We start from the raw sequence: 19,378 nt of genomic DNA, 5'->3' as shown, positions 1-19,378 counted from the left end.
AATAGGGGCGTCAAACAGCCCGCCCGTATCGATATGCCGCGCGCACGTCGAGCGGCAGGCCGCCTGCAACATGGGCAAATCCAAATGTTTCCGCAATCATTGCTAGACAAGGCTGCGGCATAGCCCGGAAAATGACCGCTACTGCCCTTTCGCACGCCCTTCCCGCCACGACCCTCAGGACCGCCGCGCCGCGCCTGATCCATGTCCTTGCCGTCGGCGGTGCGCACCAGTTGCCGCATATCGTGCCGGTCGCCTGCGAACTGGAACGGCGCCATCCCGGCAGCGTGACGATCTTCGTACCCAAGGCCGCCGATGCCCAAGCCGTCCGCGAACTATCCGCGAAGATCGGCCTGCCGCTGCCCGCCCTCGTCGAGATGCGGCTGCCGAGTGCACTGGGCGCCGCGATTCCCGGCTTCGCCCGCAAGCTGGCACGGCTGGTCTACTGGTCCTCGCTGATCCGCGATGCCGAACTGATCCTCTGCGCCGAGCGCACTTCGACCATCCTCGCGCGACTGTGGAAGCAGTGCCCGCCGCTCGTCCATATCCCGCACGGCGCGGGCGACCGGGCGGTGGGCTTCGAGAAGCGCTTCGAACTGTTCGAGCACGTGATCGTCGCTGGAAAGAAGGACCGCGATCGCCTGCTCGCCGCAGGTCTGGTGACGCCGGAAAACTGCACCGCCACCGGCCCGATCAAACTGGCCGCCATGCTCCGCGCCGGTCTGGAGCGCGCGCCGCTGTTCGACAATGACCGTAAGACAGTGCTTTACAACCCGCATTTCACAGCGAAGCTGAACTCGTTCGACGCTTTCGCGAAAAAGCTGATCGAGGCGGTGGTGCAGGACGGTCGCTACAACCTAGTCGTCGCCCCGCATGTCCGCATGGCCACGGGCTGGTCCACGCGCCAGCGCCGCGAATGGGAAGCGCTTTCCGTGCCGGGCCGGGTGATCGTCGATCTCGGCTCGCCGCGCTGCAACGACATGACGTATACGTGCGCCGCCGATCTCTATCTCGGCGATGTCAGCAGCCAGGTCTACGAGTTCCTGATCCGCCCGCGCCCTTGCCTCTTCGTCAATGCTCACGGCGCCGCGTGGCAGGACAGCGAGGACTACGCGATGTGGCACTTCGGCGATGTCGTCACGCCCGACGCCAATCCGATCGCCGCCATCGAGCAGGCCTTCGCCGATCACCGCGCCTATGTCGCCTGGCAGAAGGAGCGCACGCGCTATGCGATCGGCGGTCTCGACTGGAAGCCGGACGGCACGCCCTTCCTTGCCGGCGAGGATCCGATCCGCATTGCCGCGGACATCGTCGCGCGCGTGGCCGGACTTCAGCCCGCCCGTGCCTGATTTAGAGGCGGGGCGGGCCGAGGTCTTTCAGCTCATGCCGCCCATGGCGCGGACGTAAGCGACGTTCGCACGCATCCGCGCGGTCTGCACACCGATCCAAGACCGCTGCGCATCGAGCGCGTCGGTCTGGGCGGTCACCACTTCGAGATAGTCCGAAGCCCCGTCCCGGTAGCGCGACAGCGCGATCTCGCTGGTGCGCTGGGCCGCCTGCGCCGCGTCGCGCTGGGCCGAGGCCTGCGTTTCGAGATGGTGCATCGCCGCGATCGCGTCTTCCACGTCCTGGAAGGCGCCGAGCACGGTAGAGCGATAGTTCGCCGCCACTTCCTCGTACTCCGCCCGCGACATCTTCACCTGCGACTTGCGCGCGCCGCCGTCGAACAGCGTCAGCAGGGCCGAGACAGGGCCGAGCGACCAGAACGTATTGGGCGTGCTCAGCAGGTTGCCATGGGTGGTCTGCCAGCCTGCACCGCCGCCAAGGCCGATCGAGGGGAACCACGCCGCCTTCGCCACGCCGATGCGGGCATTGGCGGCAAAGACCCGGCGCTCGGCCGCAGCGATGTCGGGACGGCGCTGGAGCAGTTCCGAAGGCACGCCCACGACGACCTCCGGCACGTCGAGCGGCTCGCTGCGCATCGGCAGCGAGAACTCCGCAGGGGTGGTGCCGATCAGCGCCGCCAGTTCATGCTCGGTGGCCGCGCGCTCGTTGGCGACCGCCGAGACTTGCGCCCTTGCGTTCCCGAGCACGGTGCGCGCACGATTGACGTCGATGCCCGAAGCGATGCCGCCCGAATGGCGGGTGTCGGTAAGCTTGAGCGCGCGCTCGAACGCCTCGACCGAACGGTTCAGCAGATCGGCCTGCACGTCGAGACCGCGCAGGCGCAAGTAGGCATCCGCCACCGAGGCCTGAAGGCTGAGCCGCGCCGAGGCGAGATCGCCGCTGGACGCTGCCGCCTCTGCAGTGGCCGCCTTCACCGAATTGCGGACCCGGCCCCAGAGGTCGACTTCGTAGGACAAGCTGCCGCCGACCACGAAGTTGTTATAGGTCCGCGCCGTGCCGGTCGAAAGCGGACGCCCCGCCGAGACACGATCGCGCGAAGCCTCGCCGCTGACGCCGACCGTCGGATAGAGGTCGGAAGCCGCGACACCGGCGGAAGCGCGTGCCTGATCGTAGCGGGCGAGCGCGGCGGCCAGAGTCGGGCTGGCGGCCTCGGCGCGCTTTTCGAGATCGTCCAGTGTCGGATCGCCGAACATCGTCCACCACTCGCCGCGCGCCTCGGCATCGCGCGGTGCGGCCTGCGACCAGCCCTCGACTTCGCGAAAGGCGGGCGGGGCCGCGGTTTCGGGAGCGTGATAGTCGGGCGCCATCGAGCACCCGGCCACGGAACATCCGGCGAGAAGCAGCGCCGCAACTGCGCGCAGCCTAGCCGCCATGAGCGGCGCCCTTGGCAGCCGTGGGAGCAGCAGGCTTTTGAATCTTCACCTGATCGCCGCTGCGCATCGAGTCCGGCGGGCTGTCCACCACGCGGTCTCCCTGCTTGACGCCGACCGAGACCACCACCGTCTTGCCGAGATCGCGAGCGATCGTCACCGGACGCACCGTCACGCGGTCGCCCGCGCCGACCACGGCCACGCTCGGGCCGTTGTCGGTATAGAGGATCGTGCTGCCCGGCAGGGTCAGGCCCTGCACGCCGCCCGCCACGTCGAAGTGGGTCTCGACGAAAGCGCCCGGCTTCAGCGAACCGTCGCTGTTGTCGGCCTGGACTTCGACGAGGACCGCGCCCGACTGGGCATCGACCGCGCCCGCGCTGCGGGTGACGGTGCCGGGGAAGGTACGGCCGGGGAACTCGGGGAGGGTCAGGTTGACGCCGACGCCTTGCTTGACCTGCGCCGAATAGATCTGTGGCACGCGCACGTAGATGCGCATGCGGTGGACGTCGGAAACGGTGAACAGCGGCTGCGCGGCGGCATTGCCCGCCACCACCAGCGCACCGATCTGTGCCGAGCGACTGGTCACGACACCGGCGAACGGTGCAGAAAGCCGGGTGAAGCCGCGCGTCGCTTCAAGCTCGCGCACGCTGGCGAGTGCGGCATTGGCGAGCGCGGTCTTGGCGGCGAGATCGCCCGCCTTCTCGTCCACTTCCTGCTGCGAGACCGCGTCCTGCTTGAGCATGGCGCTCCAGCGCTTCGAGGTCGTGGCGGCAAGGCGCTGGTTGGCGAGCGCGGTCTGGTAGTCCGCCTTGGCCTGCGCGAGTTGCTGGTCGACTTCGGGCGCATCGAGCACGGCAAGGGTCTGTCCTGCCGCAACGCGGTCGCCGATGTCGGCCTGCCAGCTGCGCACATAGCCGTTGGTACGGGCGTAGATCGCCGCGCTGTTGAAGGCTTGCGCGGTGCCGGGCAGCGCCAGACCGCCGGCCTCGCCCGCGCCTGCCGGGGTGACGACCGCAACGGTCGGCACGGCGGCGTCCTCGGCCACGGCTTCAAGATCGCGCGTGGCGCTGAGGCGGGTGGCAATTCCGGCGCCGACGACGGCCAGCGCGATCACCGCCGCGCCGATGCCGACACGCTTCAGGGTGCGGCCCGAAAGCTGGTTGGCGGGTTCAGAGGTCGAATCATGCATGGGCGGCCTGCACTTCCTGGGGGGCTGCCTTCTCGCGGCGACGGCCGTGGACGAAGGCGAAGACGGTGGGAACGAAAAGAAGGGTTGCGATGGTGGCACAGATCAGCCCGCCAACGACGGCGCGGCCGAGCGGGGCGTTCTGCTCGCCGCCCTCGCCGAGGCCGAGCGCCATGGGGCCCATGCCGATGATCATGGCGAGCGCCGTCATCAAGACCGGGCGGAAGCGGACGAGGCCCGCCTCCATCGCGGCCTTCACCGGATCGCCCAGCTCGGCCAGCTTTTCGCGGGCGAAGCTGACGACGAGGATCGAGTTGGCGGTGGCGACGCCCATGCACATGATCGCACCTGTCAGGGCCGGGACCGACAGTGTAGTCCCGGTGGCGAAGAGCATCCAGACGATACCCGCCAGCGCCGCCGGAAGCGCGGTGATGATGACGAAGGGATCGAGCCAGGACTGGAAGTTGACCACGATCAGCAGGTAGATCAGCACGACCGCCGCCAGCAGGCCCCAACCGAGACCGGAGAAGGCGGTGTTCATCGTCTGGTACTGGCCGCGGATGGTGATCGTCGAGCCCTTCGGCGCTTCGGCCTTGAGCGAGTCGATCGCCCTCTGCACATCACCTGCCACGGCGCCGAGATCGCGGCCCTGCGGAGTGCCGTAGATGTCGATGACCGGGGCGATGTTGTAGTGCGAGACGACCGGCGCGGTGGTCGAGCGGTTCAGCGTCGCCAGTGCACCCAGCGGCTGCGGACGGGTTCCGGCAGCAGCGCCCGAGACCGGCAGGTTCGACAGCTTGCTGAGCGAATCCACCGCATATTCCGGCGCCTGGGCGACGACAGCATATTGCACACCATTGTCGGGGTTCACGAAGAACACCGGCGCGGTCTGCGAGGTGCCAGCTAGCGAGTTGCCGAGGCTGGTGGTCACGTCACGCTCGGTCAGGCCATATTGTCCCGCACGGGCGCGATCGACATCGACGTCGATCTGCGGCGAGTTGGCAGGCTGCTGAAGACGCATGTCGGCAAGGCCGGGAATGCGGTTCATCTTCGCCATCAGCTTCTGGGCATAGACGCGCGAGGCAGCGAGGTCCTTGCCCGCGATCTGGACGTCGATCGGCGAAGGCGAACCGAAGTTCAGGATCTGGCTGGTGATATCGGCGGGCAGGAACGAGAACTGGGTGCCGGGGAACAGGCGCGGCAGTTCGCGGCGCAGCTTCTCGACATAGCCGTCGGTCGGGCCATGGCCCTTGTTCAGGGTGATCAGCATGTCGCCGTCCTGCGGACCGATGGTGCCGCTGTTGTTGTAGACGGTGTTGATAGAGCTGACCGGCAGGCCGATGTTGTCGGTGATCGAACCCAGTTCGGATTTCGGAATGACCTTGCGCACTTCCTGCGAGATCCGCTGGAAACGCAGCGAGGTCTCGTCGATGCGGGTCCCCACCGGCACGCGGACGTGCATGGCGATCTGGCCGGAATCGACGGTCGGGAAGAAGTTGCTGCCGAGGAACGGCATCAGCCCGAACGAGACGACGACGATTGCCAGGAAGCCGAGCATGAAGCCTTTCTGCCCCTGAAGCGCGCGGCGCAGGAGGCCGAGGTAGCCGTCGCGCAGCTTTTCGAAGCGAGCCTCGAAGCCGCGCTGGAAACGCACGAGGGGATTGTGCGAATCCGGGGTTCCGGCGTTGTGCGGGTTCTCGCCGTGGGTCGTGTGCGGCTTCAGCAGGTACATCGCCAGCGTCGGTACAAGGGTACGCGACAGGATGAAGGAGGCAATCATCGCGAAGACCACCGAAAGCGCCATCGGCACGAAGAGATAGCCCGCGACGCCCGGAAGGAAGAACATCGGCACGAAGACGATGCAGATGCAGAGCAGCGAGACGAAGGCCGGAGTGACGATCTGGGCGGCGCCGTCGAGGATCGCCTCCATCACGCCCTTGCCCTGTTCGAGGTGCCAGTTGATGTTCTCGATAGTGACGGTCGCGTCATCGACCAGGATGCCGACCGCAAGGGCAAGGCCGCCCAGCGTCATCACGTTGAGAGTCTGCCCGAACATCGCCAGCATGGCGATGGCGGCGAGAACCGCAAGCGGGATCGACAGCGCGATGATCACGGTCGAGCGCCACGAGCCGAGGAACAGCAGGATCATCAGCGAAGTGAGCGCGGCGGCAATAGCACCCTCGTGGATGACGCCGTTGACGGCCGCCTTCACGAACAGCGACTGATCGCCGACCGGCAGGATCTTGAGGCTGTCCGGCAGGGTTTCGGCGATCTTGGGCAGCGCCGACTTCACGCCATCGACGATCGACAGCGTCGAGGTCGCACCATTCTTGAGCACCGTCAGCAAGGCCGAGCGACGGCCTTCCACATGAACGACGTTCTGCTGCTGGGCACTGCCGTCGCGCACGAAGGCCACATCGCGCATGTAGATCGTCGCGCCGTTGACGACCTTGACGGGCAGATTGTTCAAAGCTTCGATCGAATCCGGCGTATTGTTCAGACGCACCGAATACTGGGTCTCGCCGATTTTCACGAAACCGGCGGGGTTGATCTGGTTCTGCGAGGCGATGGCATTGCCGACGTCGACCGCCGAAAGGCCCTTCGACTGAAGAGCCTGCGGATCGAGGTCGATCTGGACCTGGCGCTGGCGACCGCCCGAGGGGAACGGCATTGCAAGACCAGGAATGGTGACGAGGCCGGTGCGGATCTGGTTCTGGCCGATGTCGAACAGCTGCTGCTCCGTCATGCCCTCGCCCGACAAGGCAAGCTGGAGGATCGGCACGGTCGAGGCGCTGTAGTTCAGGATCAGCGGCGGGGTAATGCCGGGCGGCATCTGGCGCAGCACCGTCTGCGAAACCGACGTCACCTGCGCGGTGGCGGTGCGGATGTCGGCGCCGGGCTGGAAGTAGATCTTGACGATGCCGGTGCCCTGGAGCGACTGGCTCTCGATATGCTCGATATCGTTGACCGTGGTGGTCAGCACGCGCTCGTAGGGCGTAACGATGCGATCCGTCATGTCCTGCGGCGCGAGGCCCGCGTAAGTCCAGGCGACGGCGATAACCGGAACCTTGATCTCGGGAAAAATGTCGACTGGCGTGCGGAAGGCCGCCAGCAAGCCGCCGATGGCGATGATAATGGCCATGACGATAAAGGTCAGGGGGCGGTGCAGCGCGGTCTTGACGATACCTAGCATCGAGTACTCCATAGGCCGTCCGGCACGCAGGCATGCGCGCAGGACAGGCGAAATCCTCTCCGGTTCATTTTTCTGGTTTGGGTTTCCGCCGCTGCGACCCTCTGCTGCACAGGGCACCAGAAACGGACGGGAAATCCTGCTGGAATAGTTCAGCCCCTAACGAACCGATCCGCGTTAGGAAAATGCGCTTTATGAAATACTCTCATGAATCAATTTCATGATTGTTGCCGCTCGATATCCCTCGCTCGTCAGGTAAGCGATTCAATTGGCAAATTCGCCGTGCAGCTTGCCGACGCCCAAGGCGACACAGGATATCCAGCCGATGGTCGCCGCCTGCTTGCAGTCGAAACCACGAGCCTCGCATCCGGCGCCGCTTCCGCCTCCGTTGCAGCCGCCGCTGCCCGCCATGGTCCTTACTTCACGTCGAGCACGAGCAGGGCGACGCCCTGGCGGGGCAGGCCCAGCGTCGCGCTGGCACCTTTCCCGTTGCGGCTCACCGCGACGTCCTGCGCCTGCATTCTGGAAGCCGCTTCCAGCTTCACGTACTGATCCTGATCGGGCGACTGGGGCGATCCCATCTTCTGCCACGCAGCAAAGGCGTTGGCGTGATCGCGGTCGACGCGCCACAGGCTGGCCTTCGCGGGTACTCCCTTCAAGCCCCTGATCTCGATCGTGACTTGCGCATCCGGCCCGGCCACATCGTCGTCGTGGTAGTGCCAGAGCAGCAGCGCGATCTTGCCGTCTGCGGTACGGGTGGCGATCGAACCGATATCGGCCTCGCCCTGCACCCCTTGCGCCATCACCCGGTCGAGCGGGATCTGCGCGGCGTTGGTCGTCGCCAGCTTCATCTCGCCCAGCTGCGCGAACAGGCGAAACACGTTGAGCACGGGCAGATCGACGCCATTGGTGGAAAGCTGGCGATAGCCCGCGAACCACGGCTGATCCTCGAACTCGAAGGACCATGAGAGCACGCCCTCCAGGTTGACCTTGCGCCGGGCGGCCAGTTCCCAGATCCGCGCGAAGCTGGCGGCGGTGTAGCTGGAGTACATCGTGCCATTGCGATAGGCGTTCTGCGGGCCGGGACAGGCGGCGCAGCCCTCCGGATCGCTCTCGCCGATCACCACCGGCTTGCCTGCCAGCGCGGGGATCGACAGGACCTTGGTGAAGCCGCCGTCCGTTTCGCGCAGATGCGTGGACAGCCCCATGCGTACGTGGCCGTCCACGAACGTGGGCCTGCCCTTCGCATGGAACGAAAGGAAGTCGGTGGGCGTGCCCACACTCCCCGTGGCGTAGTTCCTGCCGGAGGATACATGCTTCAGGAACCCGTCCATGAAAGTTCCGCCTGGCCCCGCCACGTCCGGCCCGCCGACGCGCGCGGTCGGCAGTGCCTTGCGGATCGCGGCGATGGCATAGTCGTGGAGCTTGTAAAATTCCTCGGGACTGGCGGACCAGTAGAAGTTGGAATTGGGCTCGTTCCAGACCTCGAAGTACCAGCGCTCCACTTCGGCCCGGCCGTAGCGCTCGATGTTGTGGAGTGTCCACTGATGGACCAGTTCCGCCCACTTCTCATAGTCCCTGGGCGGATAAGTCCAGCCGGTGGCAATCAGCTTGTAGTCGAAGCCGGGGCGCCAGCTATGCTGATAGGGCGTGCCTTCGGGCGCACTGGACAGGGCCTCTGGCATGAAGCCGATCTGCAGATAGGGCCGCACCCCGCGCGCCAGATAGGTATCGATGATCCCGTCCACGACCGTCCAGTCATAGACCGGCTTGCCGTCCTTATCCTCGGTATAGGCATTGGTGCTGCCCCACTTGAAGGCCGGTGTGCCGTCGCCGCTGCTCAGCAGGTTGTGCGCGCGGAAATAGACCTGGCCGGATTTCAGCTTGCCCAGTTCGACCAGCAGTTTGCGGCCGTCCTTCATGGTCGCGTAGTTGGGCTCGTCGGCACCGAAGAAGCGCCAGACCGGCGGGAGCTTGCCGTCCGTACGGGCGGCATCGACGCTCACCGTCACCGGACGCGCAGCCTCGGCTTCCTGCGCAACGGCAGGTTGAGCCAGTCCGGCCTGGGATAGGGCCATGAGCATGGCCATGGTCGCGAAAGCCCTGGAAATCGTCATCGGGTCATCCTCCTGAAGGGGAGCGGCATGGCTTCAATTACATATTGGCCCGGAAGCCGAGTGCGATCGTGAAGTGGGGATTGATCTCACAGGAAAACGACAGGTCAAGGTTGCTGATCGAACTGTTGGTGATGAAGTTGTAAGTGCCGTCGGCGCTGACACGGAACCCGCAAGGATCGAACGAGCGCTGTCAGCGCGCAATCCCTGCGCACGGTCACAAGGCCCAATCACCCGGAAAAACCTGCAGGCACTGCGAACAAACGGCCACGCGAACCATTTTCTCCTACTCGACACATCTTCCGCAGGGCGCGATGAATCTGCAACAATGGCTTTCGGTAACTCTCCTCTGCGCAATGATGGCGCTGTTCGTCTGGGGGCGCTTCCGTTTCGATATCACCGCAATCATAGCCTTGCTCGCCGGGGTTGCGCTGGGGCTGGTGCCGCCGGACAAGGCCTTTACCGGTTTTTCCGATGACATCGTCATCATCGTCGGGTCGGCGCTCGTGCTGTCGGCCGCAGTACAGCGCTCGGGACTGGTGGAAGCAGCGGTGGACCGGCTGGCCCACCGCCTGCGAAAACCCGGATCGCAACTGTTCGTCTTGACCGGCCTGGTCGGGGCCGCGTCGGGCCTCATCAAGAACATCGGCGCGCTGGCCATGCTCATGCCCGCGGCAACCCAGCTTGCGAAGAAAAGCGGCACCAACCCGTCCCGGTTCTTCATGCCGATGGCATTTGCCTCTTTACTGGGCGGACTGACGACGCTGGTCGGCACCTCTCCGAACATCATCGTCAGCCGCGTGCGCGAGGAAATGATCGGCAAACCTTTCGGTATGTTCGATTACCTGCCGACCGGGCTGAGCCTGCTGGTCATCGGCCTGATCTTCCTGCATGTCGGCCGGAGGCTCCTGCCGGAGCGGCAGGCGCCGATCACGATGGGTCAGGCTCTCAACATCTCGGCCTATGCGACCGAAGCCACGGTAACCCCGCAGTCCACCGTCATTGGCGATACGGTGGCCGCCTTCATCGAGAGTCAGGAAGGGGCCATAGAGGTAACCGCCGTGCTGCGTCACGGCCTCCGCGCGCAAGTGCATCCGGACACGATGATCGAACAGGACGATATCCTGATCCTGATGGGAGACCCGGATGCGCTGGAGCGCGCGATTGCCGCGACGGGCCTTGCCCTCCACGATCCCGAAGAGGCGGAGCAAGGAAACGACGAAACCGGCGTTATCGAAGCGGTGGTGACAGCCGGTTCGGTCCTGGTCGGCTCCAATGCCGGACGGCTGATGCTGAAGGAGCGCCTGGGGATAAGGCTGATCGCCATTTCCCGGGAAGGAAGCCGTCTCAGGAACAAGCCCAGCGGCGTGAAGCTGGTGGCCGGTGACATCCTGGCCTTGCAGGGCGTTCTCGATGCCATGCCGGGGCAGCTCAACCAACTGGGCCTGCTGCCCCTCGCCCAGCGACAGATCCGCCTGGGCCGAAAGCGCAAGGGATGGCTTGCGATCGCCATTCTGGCCGGGGCGATGCTGGCCACGGCCACGGGCCTCGTTCCGGTGGCATTGGCGTTCTTTGCGGGAGCCGGTCTCGTCCTCGTGACCGGCGCCTTGCCGGCCGAGGACGCCTACGAAGCGATCGAGTGGCCGATCCTCATCATGCTGGGCGCACTCATCCCCGTCAGCGAAACGCTGCAGACCACGGGGGCTTCGGACGTTCTCGCAGTCGAACTCGCCAATATGGCCGTCCATCTGCCGCCGTGGGGAGCCGTAGCGCTGGTTCTCCTCATCTCCATGGCGGTCACGCCGTTTCTCAACAATGCCGCAACCGTGCTCGTCATGGCACCGATCGCGGCGGTATTCGCGCATGACCTGGGTTATCGGCCGGAAGCTTTCCTGATGGCCACGGCAATCGGCGCGGGATGCGATTTCCTTACGCCGATCGGACACCAGTGCAACACTCTGGTGATGGGCCCCGGTGGCTACCGCTTCACCGATTACGCCCGGCTCGGCGCGCCGCTGTCCCTGCTTGTCCTTCTGGCAGGACCGCCGCTGATCCTGACTGTCTGGCCGCTCTAGATTCCATTGCAACAGCAACCGGAATGCAACAGGCTCGCTGAAAAATCGCGCTTACGCCCACCTCGGTATTGCAAGTGATTCGCACTAGCCTAATTAGCGGGAGATCAGGGGCCTGCACGATACCGTCAGGCAGGACGCAATTCGGGAATTCTTCATGCACCTCGCCCGCCTTAGCGTTGCCGCGCTGCTCGCTTCGACCGCATTCATCGCGGCCAATGCCCAGGCGCAATCCGCCGACACCACGGAAACGCCGCAGGACATCCTCGTCACCGCCCAGCGCCAGAACCAGACCCAGGTCAGCGGCAACGGCAGCGTAGGCGCGCTGGGCGACAAGGCAGCCGAAGACATCCCGTTCAACTTGCGCTCGTACAACGAAGCGCTGATCCTGAACCAGCAGCCCGATACGCTCGGCGAGGTTCTTGAAAACGACCCCACGATCCGCACGACGCTGGGCTTCGGGATCGCCGGTGAAGTCTTCGTCATCCGAGGGTTCGATCTGGCTTCGGACGATGTCGGCTTCGACGGCCTCTACGGCATCACCCCCCGCCAGCTGGTGGCGCCGGAGCTGTTCTCCTCGGTGCAGGTCATCAACGGCGCCAGCGCCTTCCTGAACGGCGCCGCGCCGGGCGGCAGCGGTATCGGCGGCAGCGTGAACCTGCTACCGAAGAAGGCCGACCGCGACATGACCCGCGCGACGATCGGCTATACTTCGGACTCGCATTTCTCCGGCGCACTCGATGTCGCCCGCCGCTTCGGCGAGAACAACGAATGGGGCATCCGCGTGAACGGCTCGGCACGCCGGGGCGACGTGGCGATCAATAACGAGTTCCATTCGAGCTACGTCGTGGGCGGCACGATCGACTATGACAGCGGCCCGCTGCGCGCGATGCTCAACGTGAACTACCAGCGCCTGCGCCAGTCGAACTGGCGCCCGAAAGTGGCGATCGGCTCGGTCATCCCGCGCGTGCCCAAGGCGGACGCGAACTACTCGCAGCCCTGGAGCCTGATCCAGACCAGAGACTTCTTCGGCACGTTCAGCGTCGAATACGACCTAGCCGACAATGCCATGCTCTACGCCAAGGTCGGCGCGCGCGACGGCAAGGAAGACCAGACCACCGCCAGCATCACCCTGCTCGATCCCGCCACCGGCGCTGCGACCGGCAGCGGATCCTACGTGCCCCGCACCGACAACAACGAATCCGCCACGAGCGGCCTACGCGTCAAGCTGAACGGCGGCGGCATCAGCCATGAAGTCAATGTCGGCGTGGCGGCAAGCTGGCAGGTCAACCGCAATGCCTACGACTTCTTCGGCAGCTACGATACCAACCTCTACGACACCCCGACCGTGGCCGTACCGCCGTCTGTTCTGCTCGGCGGCGATCTCGACGATCCGTTCCCGATCAGCCGGACCCGCGTGGCCAGCGTCTTCGCCTCGGATACGGTGGGCTTCTGGGATGATCGCATCCTGATCACCGGCGGTCTGCGCCTCCAGCAGATCAAGACGACTTCCTATGCCTATACCGACGGCGCGAAGTCCGGCGGATACAACAAGGATGCCGTCACGCCCGTCGTCGGTGTCGTGATCAAGCCGGTTGCAGGCCTCTCGCTCTATGGCAACCGTATCGAAGGGCTGGTGCAGGGCTCGACGGCCGGAGCCACCGTTGAAATCGGCGGCACGCCCTTCCCGGTAACGAACGGCGGCCAGGTCCTGCCTCCGGTCAAGTCGGTGCAATACGAAGTCGGCGGCAAGGTGAACATGGGCCGCTTCAATGCCGGGCTGGCACTGTTCCAGATCGACAAGCCGAACACCTTCTATCGTGCCGATGCCGACAATCCCGGTTACTACGAATACGGCAACTTCGGCACCCAGCGTAACCGTGGCGTCGAATTCACCGTCGACGGCGAGCCGGTGGACGGCCTGCGCGTGATTGGCGGCGTCACTTACACCGAAGCCAAGCTGCGCCGCACCGAAGGCGGCTTGAACCAGGGCAACGATGCGGTCGGCGTTCCCGATGTCCTGGCCAACGCCAATGTCGAATGGGACATGCCCTTCCTCCCTGCGCTGACCCTGACCGGCCGCGTGGTCTATACCGGCAAGCAGGCGGTGAATCAGGCCAATACGCTGGAACTGAACGACTGGACGCGGTTCGACCTCGGCGCCCGCTACGTCGCCCTGCTGGGCGGCGACACGCCACTGACGCTGCGCTTCAATGTCGATAACGTCGCCAACAAGCGGTATTGGGCCTCCGCCTTTAACCAATTCAGCAACTTCGGCGCTCAATTGCTCCAGGGCACCCCGCGCACGTTCAAGGCTTCCGCCTCGATCGAGTTCTGACACGGGGTTCTGGTAGCAATCCCCCTCTGAACGCCCAGCGGCAGCCGCATCCGGAAGACCGCTGGGCGACAGTTCTCGAGGATCAAATCCCGCCGAGGGCATGGGCATGAAAAAGGGCCGGAGGCGAGAGCCTGCGAGTACCTGACAGTGCAGCCTCCTCCGCATATCGTCGAGAAGCCTGCGCACCCATTTCATGATATGATGCAACATATCATTGACCTACATCGTTTGCCCTGACAGAAGCCGCCCCGACCGAGGGGACAATGATCGCTCGCGGCATATTTCATCGTGGGGATCGCATGCTTCGTTTTGCCAAGGACCGCTGCCTGCTCGCAGGTACCCTGCCGTTTGCCATGGCGCTGGCGCCGCTCGGCGAGGCGGCGGCCGAAGAAGTCGAAGGGGAAGACCGCAGCGAGGCGATCACCGTGACCGGCGTGCGCCAGGCCTATCGCGGCAACTTCGCGGTCTCGGAAATTCCGCAGTCGATCGCGGAGATTTCCTCCGAAACGCTCGCGCAGAACGGCATCCAGCGCCTGACCGACGCGCTCGACCTCAATGCCTCGGTGGTGCGGCAGAACACGCTGGGCGGTCTGTGGGATTCCTTTGCGATCCGTGGGTTCAGCGGAGACGAGAACATGCCGAGCGGCTACCTCGTCAACGGCTTCAACGGCGGGCGCGGTTTCGGCGGACAGCGCGATGCCGCCGGGATCGAGCGGGTCGAAGTGCTGAAAGGTCCCGCCGCGGCGCTCATCGGGCGCGGCGAGCCGGGCGGCACGATCAACCTCGTGACCAGGCAGGCCGAGCTGGGCCGCACCTTCGGGAGCGCCTCGATCCAGTACGGCAGTTGGGGCCGTATGCGGGGCGAGGCGGACGTCAATCTCGCGGTGACGGCAGGCCTCACCGCGCGGCTGATCGGCTATGCCGAGGACGGCGATACCTTCCGCGATCACGTTCATCAGTCGCGCTGGGGCTTTCTGCCCTCGATCGGCCTCGCTCTCGGTCCCGATACGCGCCTCACTTATGACTTCGAGAAGACGCGCGTGGCCGTGCCGTTCGATCGCGGCATCGTCGTGCTGGACGGCAACTTCGATACGGTGCCGCGTTCGCGGTTCCTTGGCGAGCCGGGAGACGGTGACACCGTGGCCCGCGCCACCGGCCACCAGCTGCGCCTGCAACACGAGTTCAGCAACCGCTGGAGCCTGCTGGTCGGCGGCAGCTTGCGCGATACGCTGCTCACCGGCTTTTCCTCGGATGCCGAGACGGTCGCCTCGCGGCAGGCGCTCTACACCGACAGCCGCTCGCTTTCGCGCCAGCGCCGTTCGCGGCGCTACGATGCCCGACACTACGTGGTCCGGGCCGAGCTTGCGGGCGAGTTCGACACCGGCTCGCTCCGCCACCGGGTGCTGATCGGCGCGGACTACGACAGCTTCGACTATGACCAGGTGTTCCTGCGCTTCCGCCCGCCCGCGCTGAGCACGAACCCCACCGGACAGCAGGGCAACGTCATCGACATCTTCGAGCCGGTCTATGGACGCTTCCCGCTGCCGGTCGGCGCAACGATGATGGACCGCGTCGATCGCCAGCGCTCCATCGCCGCCTATGTGCAGGACCAGATCGAGATCACCGCGCGCCTGCAAGTGCGCATCGGCGGCCGCTTCGATCATCTGGAGCTGGAGACCGACAACCGCCTGAGCGACGTCTACAGCCGCCGCAAGCGCAGCCGTTTCAGCCCGCAGGCGGGGGTGGTCTACAAGCTGAGCGATCCACTGACTGCCTATGCCGCCTATGGCCAGGGCTTCCGCGCCAATGTCGGCACCGATGTCAGCGGCACGATCTTCGATCCCGAGACCAGCAAGTCCATCGAGGCGGGCGTGAAGCTGACACTGCTGGGCGGGGCGCTGAACGGGACACTGGCGGCCTTCCAGCTGACCAAGGCCAATGTGCTTGCCACCGATCCGAATGCGCCGGGCTATTCGCTCGCCATCGGCAAGGCGCGCAGCCGCGGCGTGGAGTTCGATCTGGGCGGTCGCCTGCCCGGAGGCTGGGACATGCTGCTGAGCTATGCCTTCGTCGATGCCGAGGCGCGCTCGACGATGGTCGATCCCAACACCGCCTTCCAGGTCATGCCCGGCGATCCGCTGGTGAACATTCCCCGGCACAACCTGAACATGCAGGTCGTCAAGGCTTTCACTCTCGGCGAGCGCGAAGCGCAAGTCGGTGCGGGCATGCAACATGTCGGCAAGCGTGCAGGCGAGACGGGCACCGACTTCATGCTGCCGTCGCACACGCTGTTCCGTCTGTTCGGCAAGGTGGACATGATGGAACACCTCGAATTGTTCGGGTCGATCACCAACCTGTTCGACACGCACTGGTACGCCAACAGCTACTCGCCGCTCTGGGTGCAGCCCGGCGCACCGCGGACCGCGACCGTGGGCCTGCGCGCCCGATTCTGATTTCCGTCTCAAGGACAATGCAATGCTGAAGTTCGGCACTCTCGCCGCCGCTCTCGTCTCCACCCTGCCCGTCCCGGCGGTGACCGCAATGCAGGTGCCCGATCCTGCCGCCATTTTGCCGCCCGCACTGGCTTGGTCGGGCGCAAGCGAGAAGCTCCTCGCCCCTGCGGACGACCCCTGGATAACTCCGGCGGAAGCGACCGGGTTTCGCACCACGCCCCGCTATGACGAAGTGCGCGGCTGGCTGGAAAGGCTCGCAAAGGCTTCCCCGCTCATCAGCGTGGAGAATTTCGGCCAGACCGGCGAGGGACGCGACCTGCTGATGGTGCGTGCCAGTAAAGGCGGCTCCGGCAAACCGGTCGTGCTGGTGCAGGCGGGCATCCACGCGGGCGAGATCGACGGCAAGGACGCCGGGCTGATGCTGCTGCGCGACATCGCGATGCGCGGCAAGGCGCACCTGCTCGACAAGGTCGATCTCGTCTTCGTGCCGATCCTCAATATCGACGGCCACGAACGGGCCAGCCCCTGGAACTTCCTCCATGTCCGAGGCCCCGAGGCCAAGGGCACCGAGGGCAATGCCCGCGCCATCAACCTCAATCGCGATTACGCGAAACTCGACACGCCCGAAGTGCGCGCCATGGTCGCGCTGCTGCGGCGGCTGGACCCGGTGCTCTACATCGATTGCCACGTCAGCGGCGGCTTCGACATGCAGTACGACGTGACTTATACTTATGCCGGATGGGGCAAGTATGCGCGTCATCGGGCGACTGCGCAGTGGCTGGAGCAGCGCTTCGGCCCCACCGTGCAGAAGACGCTGGCCTCGGCCGGGCATGAGCCGCTCATCTACCCAAGCCCGATCGACACCCGCAATCCGCAAGCGGGCATCCGCTACAGCCCCGAAGGTCCGCGCTATTCGACCGGCTACGGCGATTTCATCGGGGTTCCGACCGTGCTGGTCGAGAACCACATGCTCAAGCCCTATCGCCAGCGCGTGCTCGGCACATATGTCCTGCTGGAGGCGGCACTGAAGCTGGCTGCGCAGGATTCAGGCCGCATCGCCGAGGCCAAGGCAATGGACCGCGCGGAACGGCCCGCCCGGCTGTTGACCCGATGGACGCCCGCGAAGGAACCGATCGGTTGGGTGGACAGCTTCAAGGGCGTCGCTTTCGAAACCTATCGATCCCCCGCGACCGGCCGGATGGAGCAGCGCTGGACCGGGCGGCGGATCACGTTCCGCATGCCGATCATCGGTCAGAACTCCACCGAACTCGTGCAACTGCCCAAGGCCTGGCTGGTCCCGGCGGCCCAGACCGAGGTGATCGAAAAGCTGCGCCTCCACGGCATCGGCTTCGAAACGCTCGAGGCCGATCGGACCGTTTCGCTCGACACGGTGCGCCTTCAGGACGTGAAGCTGGCGGCAGCACACGACGGCCGCATTCCGCTGGAGGCGCGGTTTATCCATGAGCAAGGCGAAGAGACGGTTCCGGCCGGAACCGTGCGGGTGCCGTCCGACCAGCCTCTCGGCTTGCTGGCGGCGGCACTACTGGAACCGGAGAGCCAGGACAGTTTCCTGGCCTGGGGCCTGTTTCCGGAAGTGCTGTCCGCACCGGCCGGAACGGAGGACTTCATCATGGCGCCCTTGCTGGATGCCCTCTTGGAGTCCGATGCAAAGCTCCGGACCTCTTTCGAAAGCAGGCTGACCGCCGATCCGGAATTCGCCGCCGATCCCGCCGCAAGACGAAAATGGCTGGCCGAGCGTCTCCCCCGGCGCGAAGCCTTCAGCCGCGTCTATCCGGTAAAGCGGGAAGTCGTTCCCGCAGATAGCCTCTAGTTATCGATAATTCCGGGATCATCGGTCGGCGCGGTCATAACGGCGATCCGCCCCATCGCCCGGTCCGGCGGCAGGACGATTGATGACCGGCGCGGATGGTGTAACAGCGCCGGCAAATGATCCCTTCAGGAGAACCCAAAATGTCGGCGACGATCGAACCCGGTGCAACGTTCAAGGAAAATCTGGCGAAACTGCCTTCCATCGAGGGCGTGGAGCGCATCGACCTCGTCAATGGTGGAGGGGCCATCGTCGCCACCATCGCGAACCAGCCCGGCCAGCAAGGCTCGTTGGCAGTCTATCAGTACCTGAATGAGCAGTTCGACATCCTGGGTGCCGAAGCCGCAGAGGCAGGTCTGGTCGTCTTCGCCGAACATACGCAAGATGCGCGCAATCGTCCCGGCGCCCATCCCAATATCGACCGCCTGCTCGCTATCGCCGCCGGAGCCGATCCGCTGCGCATCGAAGTCGTGGCCAGCAAGGCCTGATCCTCGAAGCGCTTTCCCGGTCGCGGTTTGAAGGTAGAACCGACACCGCCCACAGCGGTGGGGCTGGATCGACAGGAGCGATCAATCCCCGCCGCTCTCGGGGCGATAGCGGCTCGGCGAAGCGCCCAGAACGCGCCGGAACATTGTCGAGAAATTGCCCGGGCTATCATAGCCGAGATCGAGAGCGATCGCCGTGACGGATTCCCCCGATGCCAGCCGGGGCAAGGCCACCGACAGGCAAGCCTGCTGCCGCCATTCGGCAAAGCCCATCCCGGTTTCCCGCCGAAACAGCCGCGTGAAACGACGGCGATTCATGGCCAGCGCCTCGGACCACTGATCGATGGTGTCGTTCGCCTGCGGGCGTTCCAGGAAGCCATGGCAGCGCTGCGCCAGGGCGGCATGGCGGGGAAAGGGCACGACCAGTGGAATTGTCGGTGCCCGGCCAATCTCGGCCACCAGCAAGTCCATCACCAACCCGTCGCGGCCATTCTCGTCGTATTCGGCAGGCACTTGCGAGGCGGCGACGAGAAGCTGGCGCAGGAGCGGCGAGACCGTGACCACCCGGCAGGTCTTCGCCAGAGCGGCGCTTGCCGTCCCGTCGATCAGCACGCTGCGGGTCTGCACCGCGCCGACCATGCGCACGGAATGCGGCGTTCCGGCGGGGATCCAGACCGCCCGTTCCGGCGGTGCCACCCAAGCCCCCTCGGGCGTGCTGACGGCGACCACCCCGCGCGCGGCATAGAGGAACTGGCCGCGCCGATGGCTGTGCTCGGCCAGTTCGAAGGAGGGCGGATAGTCGTTGCCGATACCGACGACCGGGCGCGGCACGTCTTCGAAGTCCGCCGAATTGCGCTGCTGGAAAGACTGTCCCATTTGCATAGTTGATTGACCCATATGCCGAAGCGGGACATTCGCAAACCGAATAAGCGGACCTG

At 65.3% G+C, this 19,378-nt stretch carries 12 protein-coding genes; 6 read left to right on the top strand and 6 right to left on the bottom strand.

Features of this window, described 5'->3' with window-relative positions; all coding sequences use genetic code 11:
• Positions 1-131 precede the first annotated feature (131 nt).
• Positions 132-1,346, top strand: coding sequence for a glycosyl transferase (locus AC4D6D_RS21105; RefSeq protein WP_491327486.1), 1,215 nt, complete (start codon positions 132-134; stop codon positions 1,344-1,346).
• 27 nt (positions 1,347-1,373) lie between these two features.
• Here AC4D6D_RS21105 and AC4D6D_RS21100 read toward each other — a convergent pair whose 3' ends face one another.
• From AC4D6D_RS21100 to AC4D6D_RS21080, 5 genes are all read right to left on the bottom strand, one after another.
• Positions 1,374-2,777 carry an efflux transporter outer membrane subunit gene (locus tag AC4D6D_RS21100; RefSeq protein WP_491327485.1) on the bottom strand — a complete coding sequence of 468 codons (1,404 nt, stop codon included), beginning with the start codon at positions 2,775-2,777 and terminating at the stop codon, positions 1,374-1,376.
• The gene (locus AC4D6D_RS21095; RefSeq protein ID WP_491327484.1) at positions 2,767-3,963 is read right to left on the bottom strand and encodes an efflux RND transporter periplasmic adaptor subunit; all 1,197 of its coding nucleotides are present in this window, start codon (positions 3,961-3,963) and stop codon (positions 2,767-2,769) included. Before AC4D6D_RS21095 ends, AC4D6D_RS21100 begins: the two co-directional genes overlap by 11 nt.
• Positions 3,956-7,153, bottom strand: coding sequence for an efflux RND transporter permease subunit (locus AC4D6D_RS21090; protein ID WP_491327483.1), 3,198 nt, complete (start codon positions 7,151-7,153; stop codon positions 3,956-3,958). Before AC4D6D_RS21090 ends, AC4D6D_RS21095 begins: the two co-directional genes overlap by 8 nt.
• 261 nt (positions 7,154-7,414) lie before the next feature.
• Positions 7,415-7,561, bottom strand: coding sequence for a hypothetical protein (locus tag AC4D6D_RS21085; protein ID WP_491327482.1), 147 nt, complete (start codon positions 7,559-7,561; stop codon positions 7,415-7,417).
• A gap of 5 nt (positions 7,562-7,566) precedes the next feature.
• Positions 7,567-9,267 (bottom strand): GH39 family glycosyl hydrolase, encoded by a 1,701-nt coding sequence (locus tag AC4D6D_RS21080; RefSeq protein ID WP_491327481.1) that lies wholly within the window; start codon positions 9,265-9,267, stop codon positions 7,567-7,569.
• A 353-nt stretch (positions 9,268-9,620) separates the two neighbouring features.
• On the opposite strand from AC4D6D_RS21080, the gene AC4D6D_RS21075 reads away from it, so the two are divergent.
• The 5 genes from AC4D6D_RS21075 (at position 9,621) to AC4D6D_RS21055 (ending at position 18,443) form a co-directional block, all read left to right on the top strand.
• On the top strand, positions 9,621-11,339 hold the full coding sequence (locus AC4D6D_RS21075) for an SLC13 family permease (protein WP_491327480.1): 1,719 nt from the start codon (positions 9,621-9,623) through the stop codon (positions 11,337-11,339).
• 154 nt (positions 11,340-11,493) lie between these two features.
• Entirely contained in the window at positions 11,494-13,674 is a 2,181-nt protein-coding gene (locus AC4D6D_RS21070) for a TonB-dependent receptor (RefSeq protein WP_491327479.1), read from the top strand.
• Positions 13,675-13,973: 299 nt separating this feature from the next.
• Positions 13,974-16,127, top strand: a complete 2,154-nt coding sequence (locus AC4D6D_RS21065; protein ID WP_491327478.1) for a TonB-dependent siderophore receptor — start codon at positions 13,974-13,976, stop codon at positions 16,125-16,127.
• A 22-nt stretch (positions 16,128-16,149) separates the two neighbouring features.
• The gene (locus tag AC4D6D_RS21060) at positions 16,150-17,958 is read left to right on the top strand and encodes a M14 family metallopeptidase (RefSeq protein WP_491327477.1); all 1,809 of its coding nucleotides are present in this window, start codon (positions 16,150-16,152) and stop codon (positions 17,956-17,958) included.
• A 140-nt stretch (positions 17,959-18,098) separates the two neighbouring features.
• Positions 18,099-18,443, top strand: coding sequence for a DUF2322 family protein (locus AC4D6D_RS21055; RefSeq protein ID WP_491327476.1), 345 nt, complete (start codon positions 18,099-18,101; stop codon positions 18,441-18,443).
• An 81-nt stretch (positions 18,444-18,524) separates the two neighbouring features.
• On the opposite strand, the gene AC4D6D_RS21050 is transcribed toward AC4D6D_RS21055, so the two are convergent.
• Positions 18,525-19,316 carry an AraC family transcriptional regulator gene (locus tag AC4D6D_RS21050; protein WP_491327475.1) on the bottom strand — a complete coding sequence of 264 codons (792 nt, stop codon included), beginning with the start codon at positions 19,314-19,316 and terminating at the stop codon, positions 18,525-18,527.
• Between the last annotated feature and the right edge of the window lie 62 nt (positions 19,317-19,378).

It is taken from the genome of Novosphingobium sp. BF6 (assembly GCF_058273105.1).
Note: the sequence above shows the minus strand (reverse complement) of the source record. Positions and strands in the feature narration are given on the sequence as shown.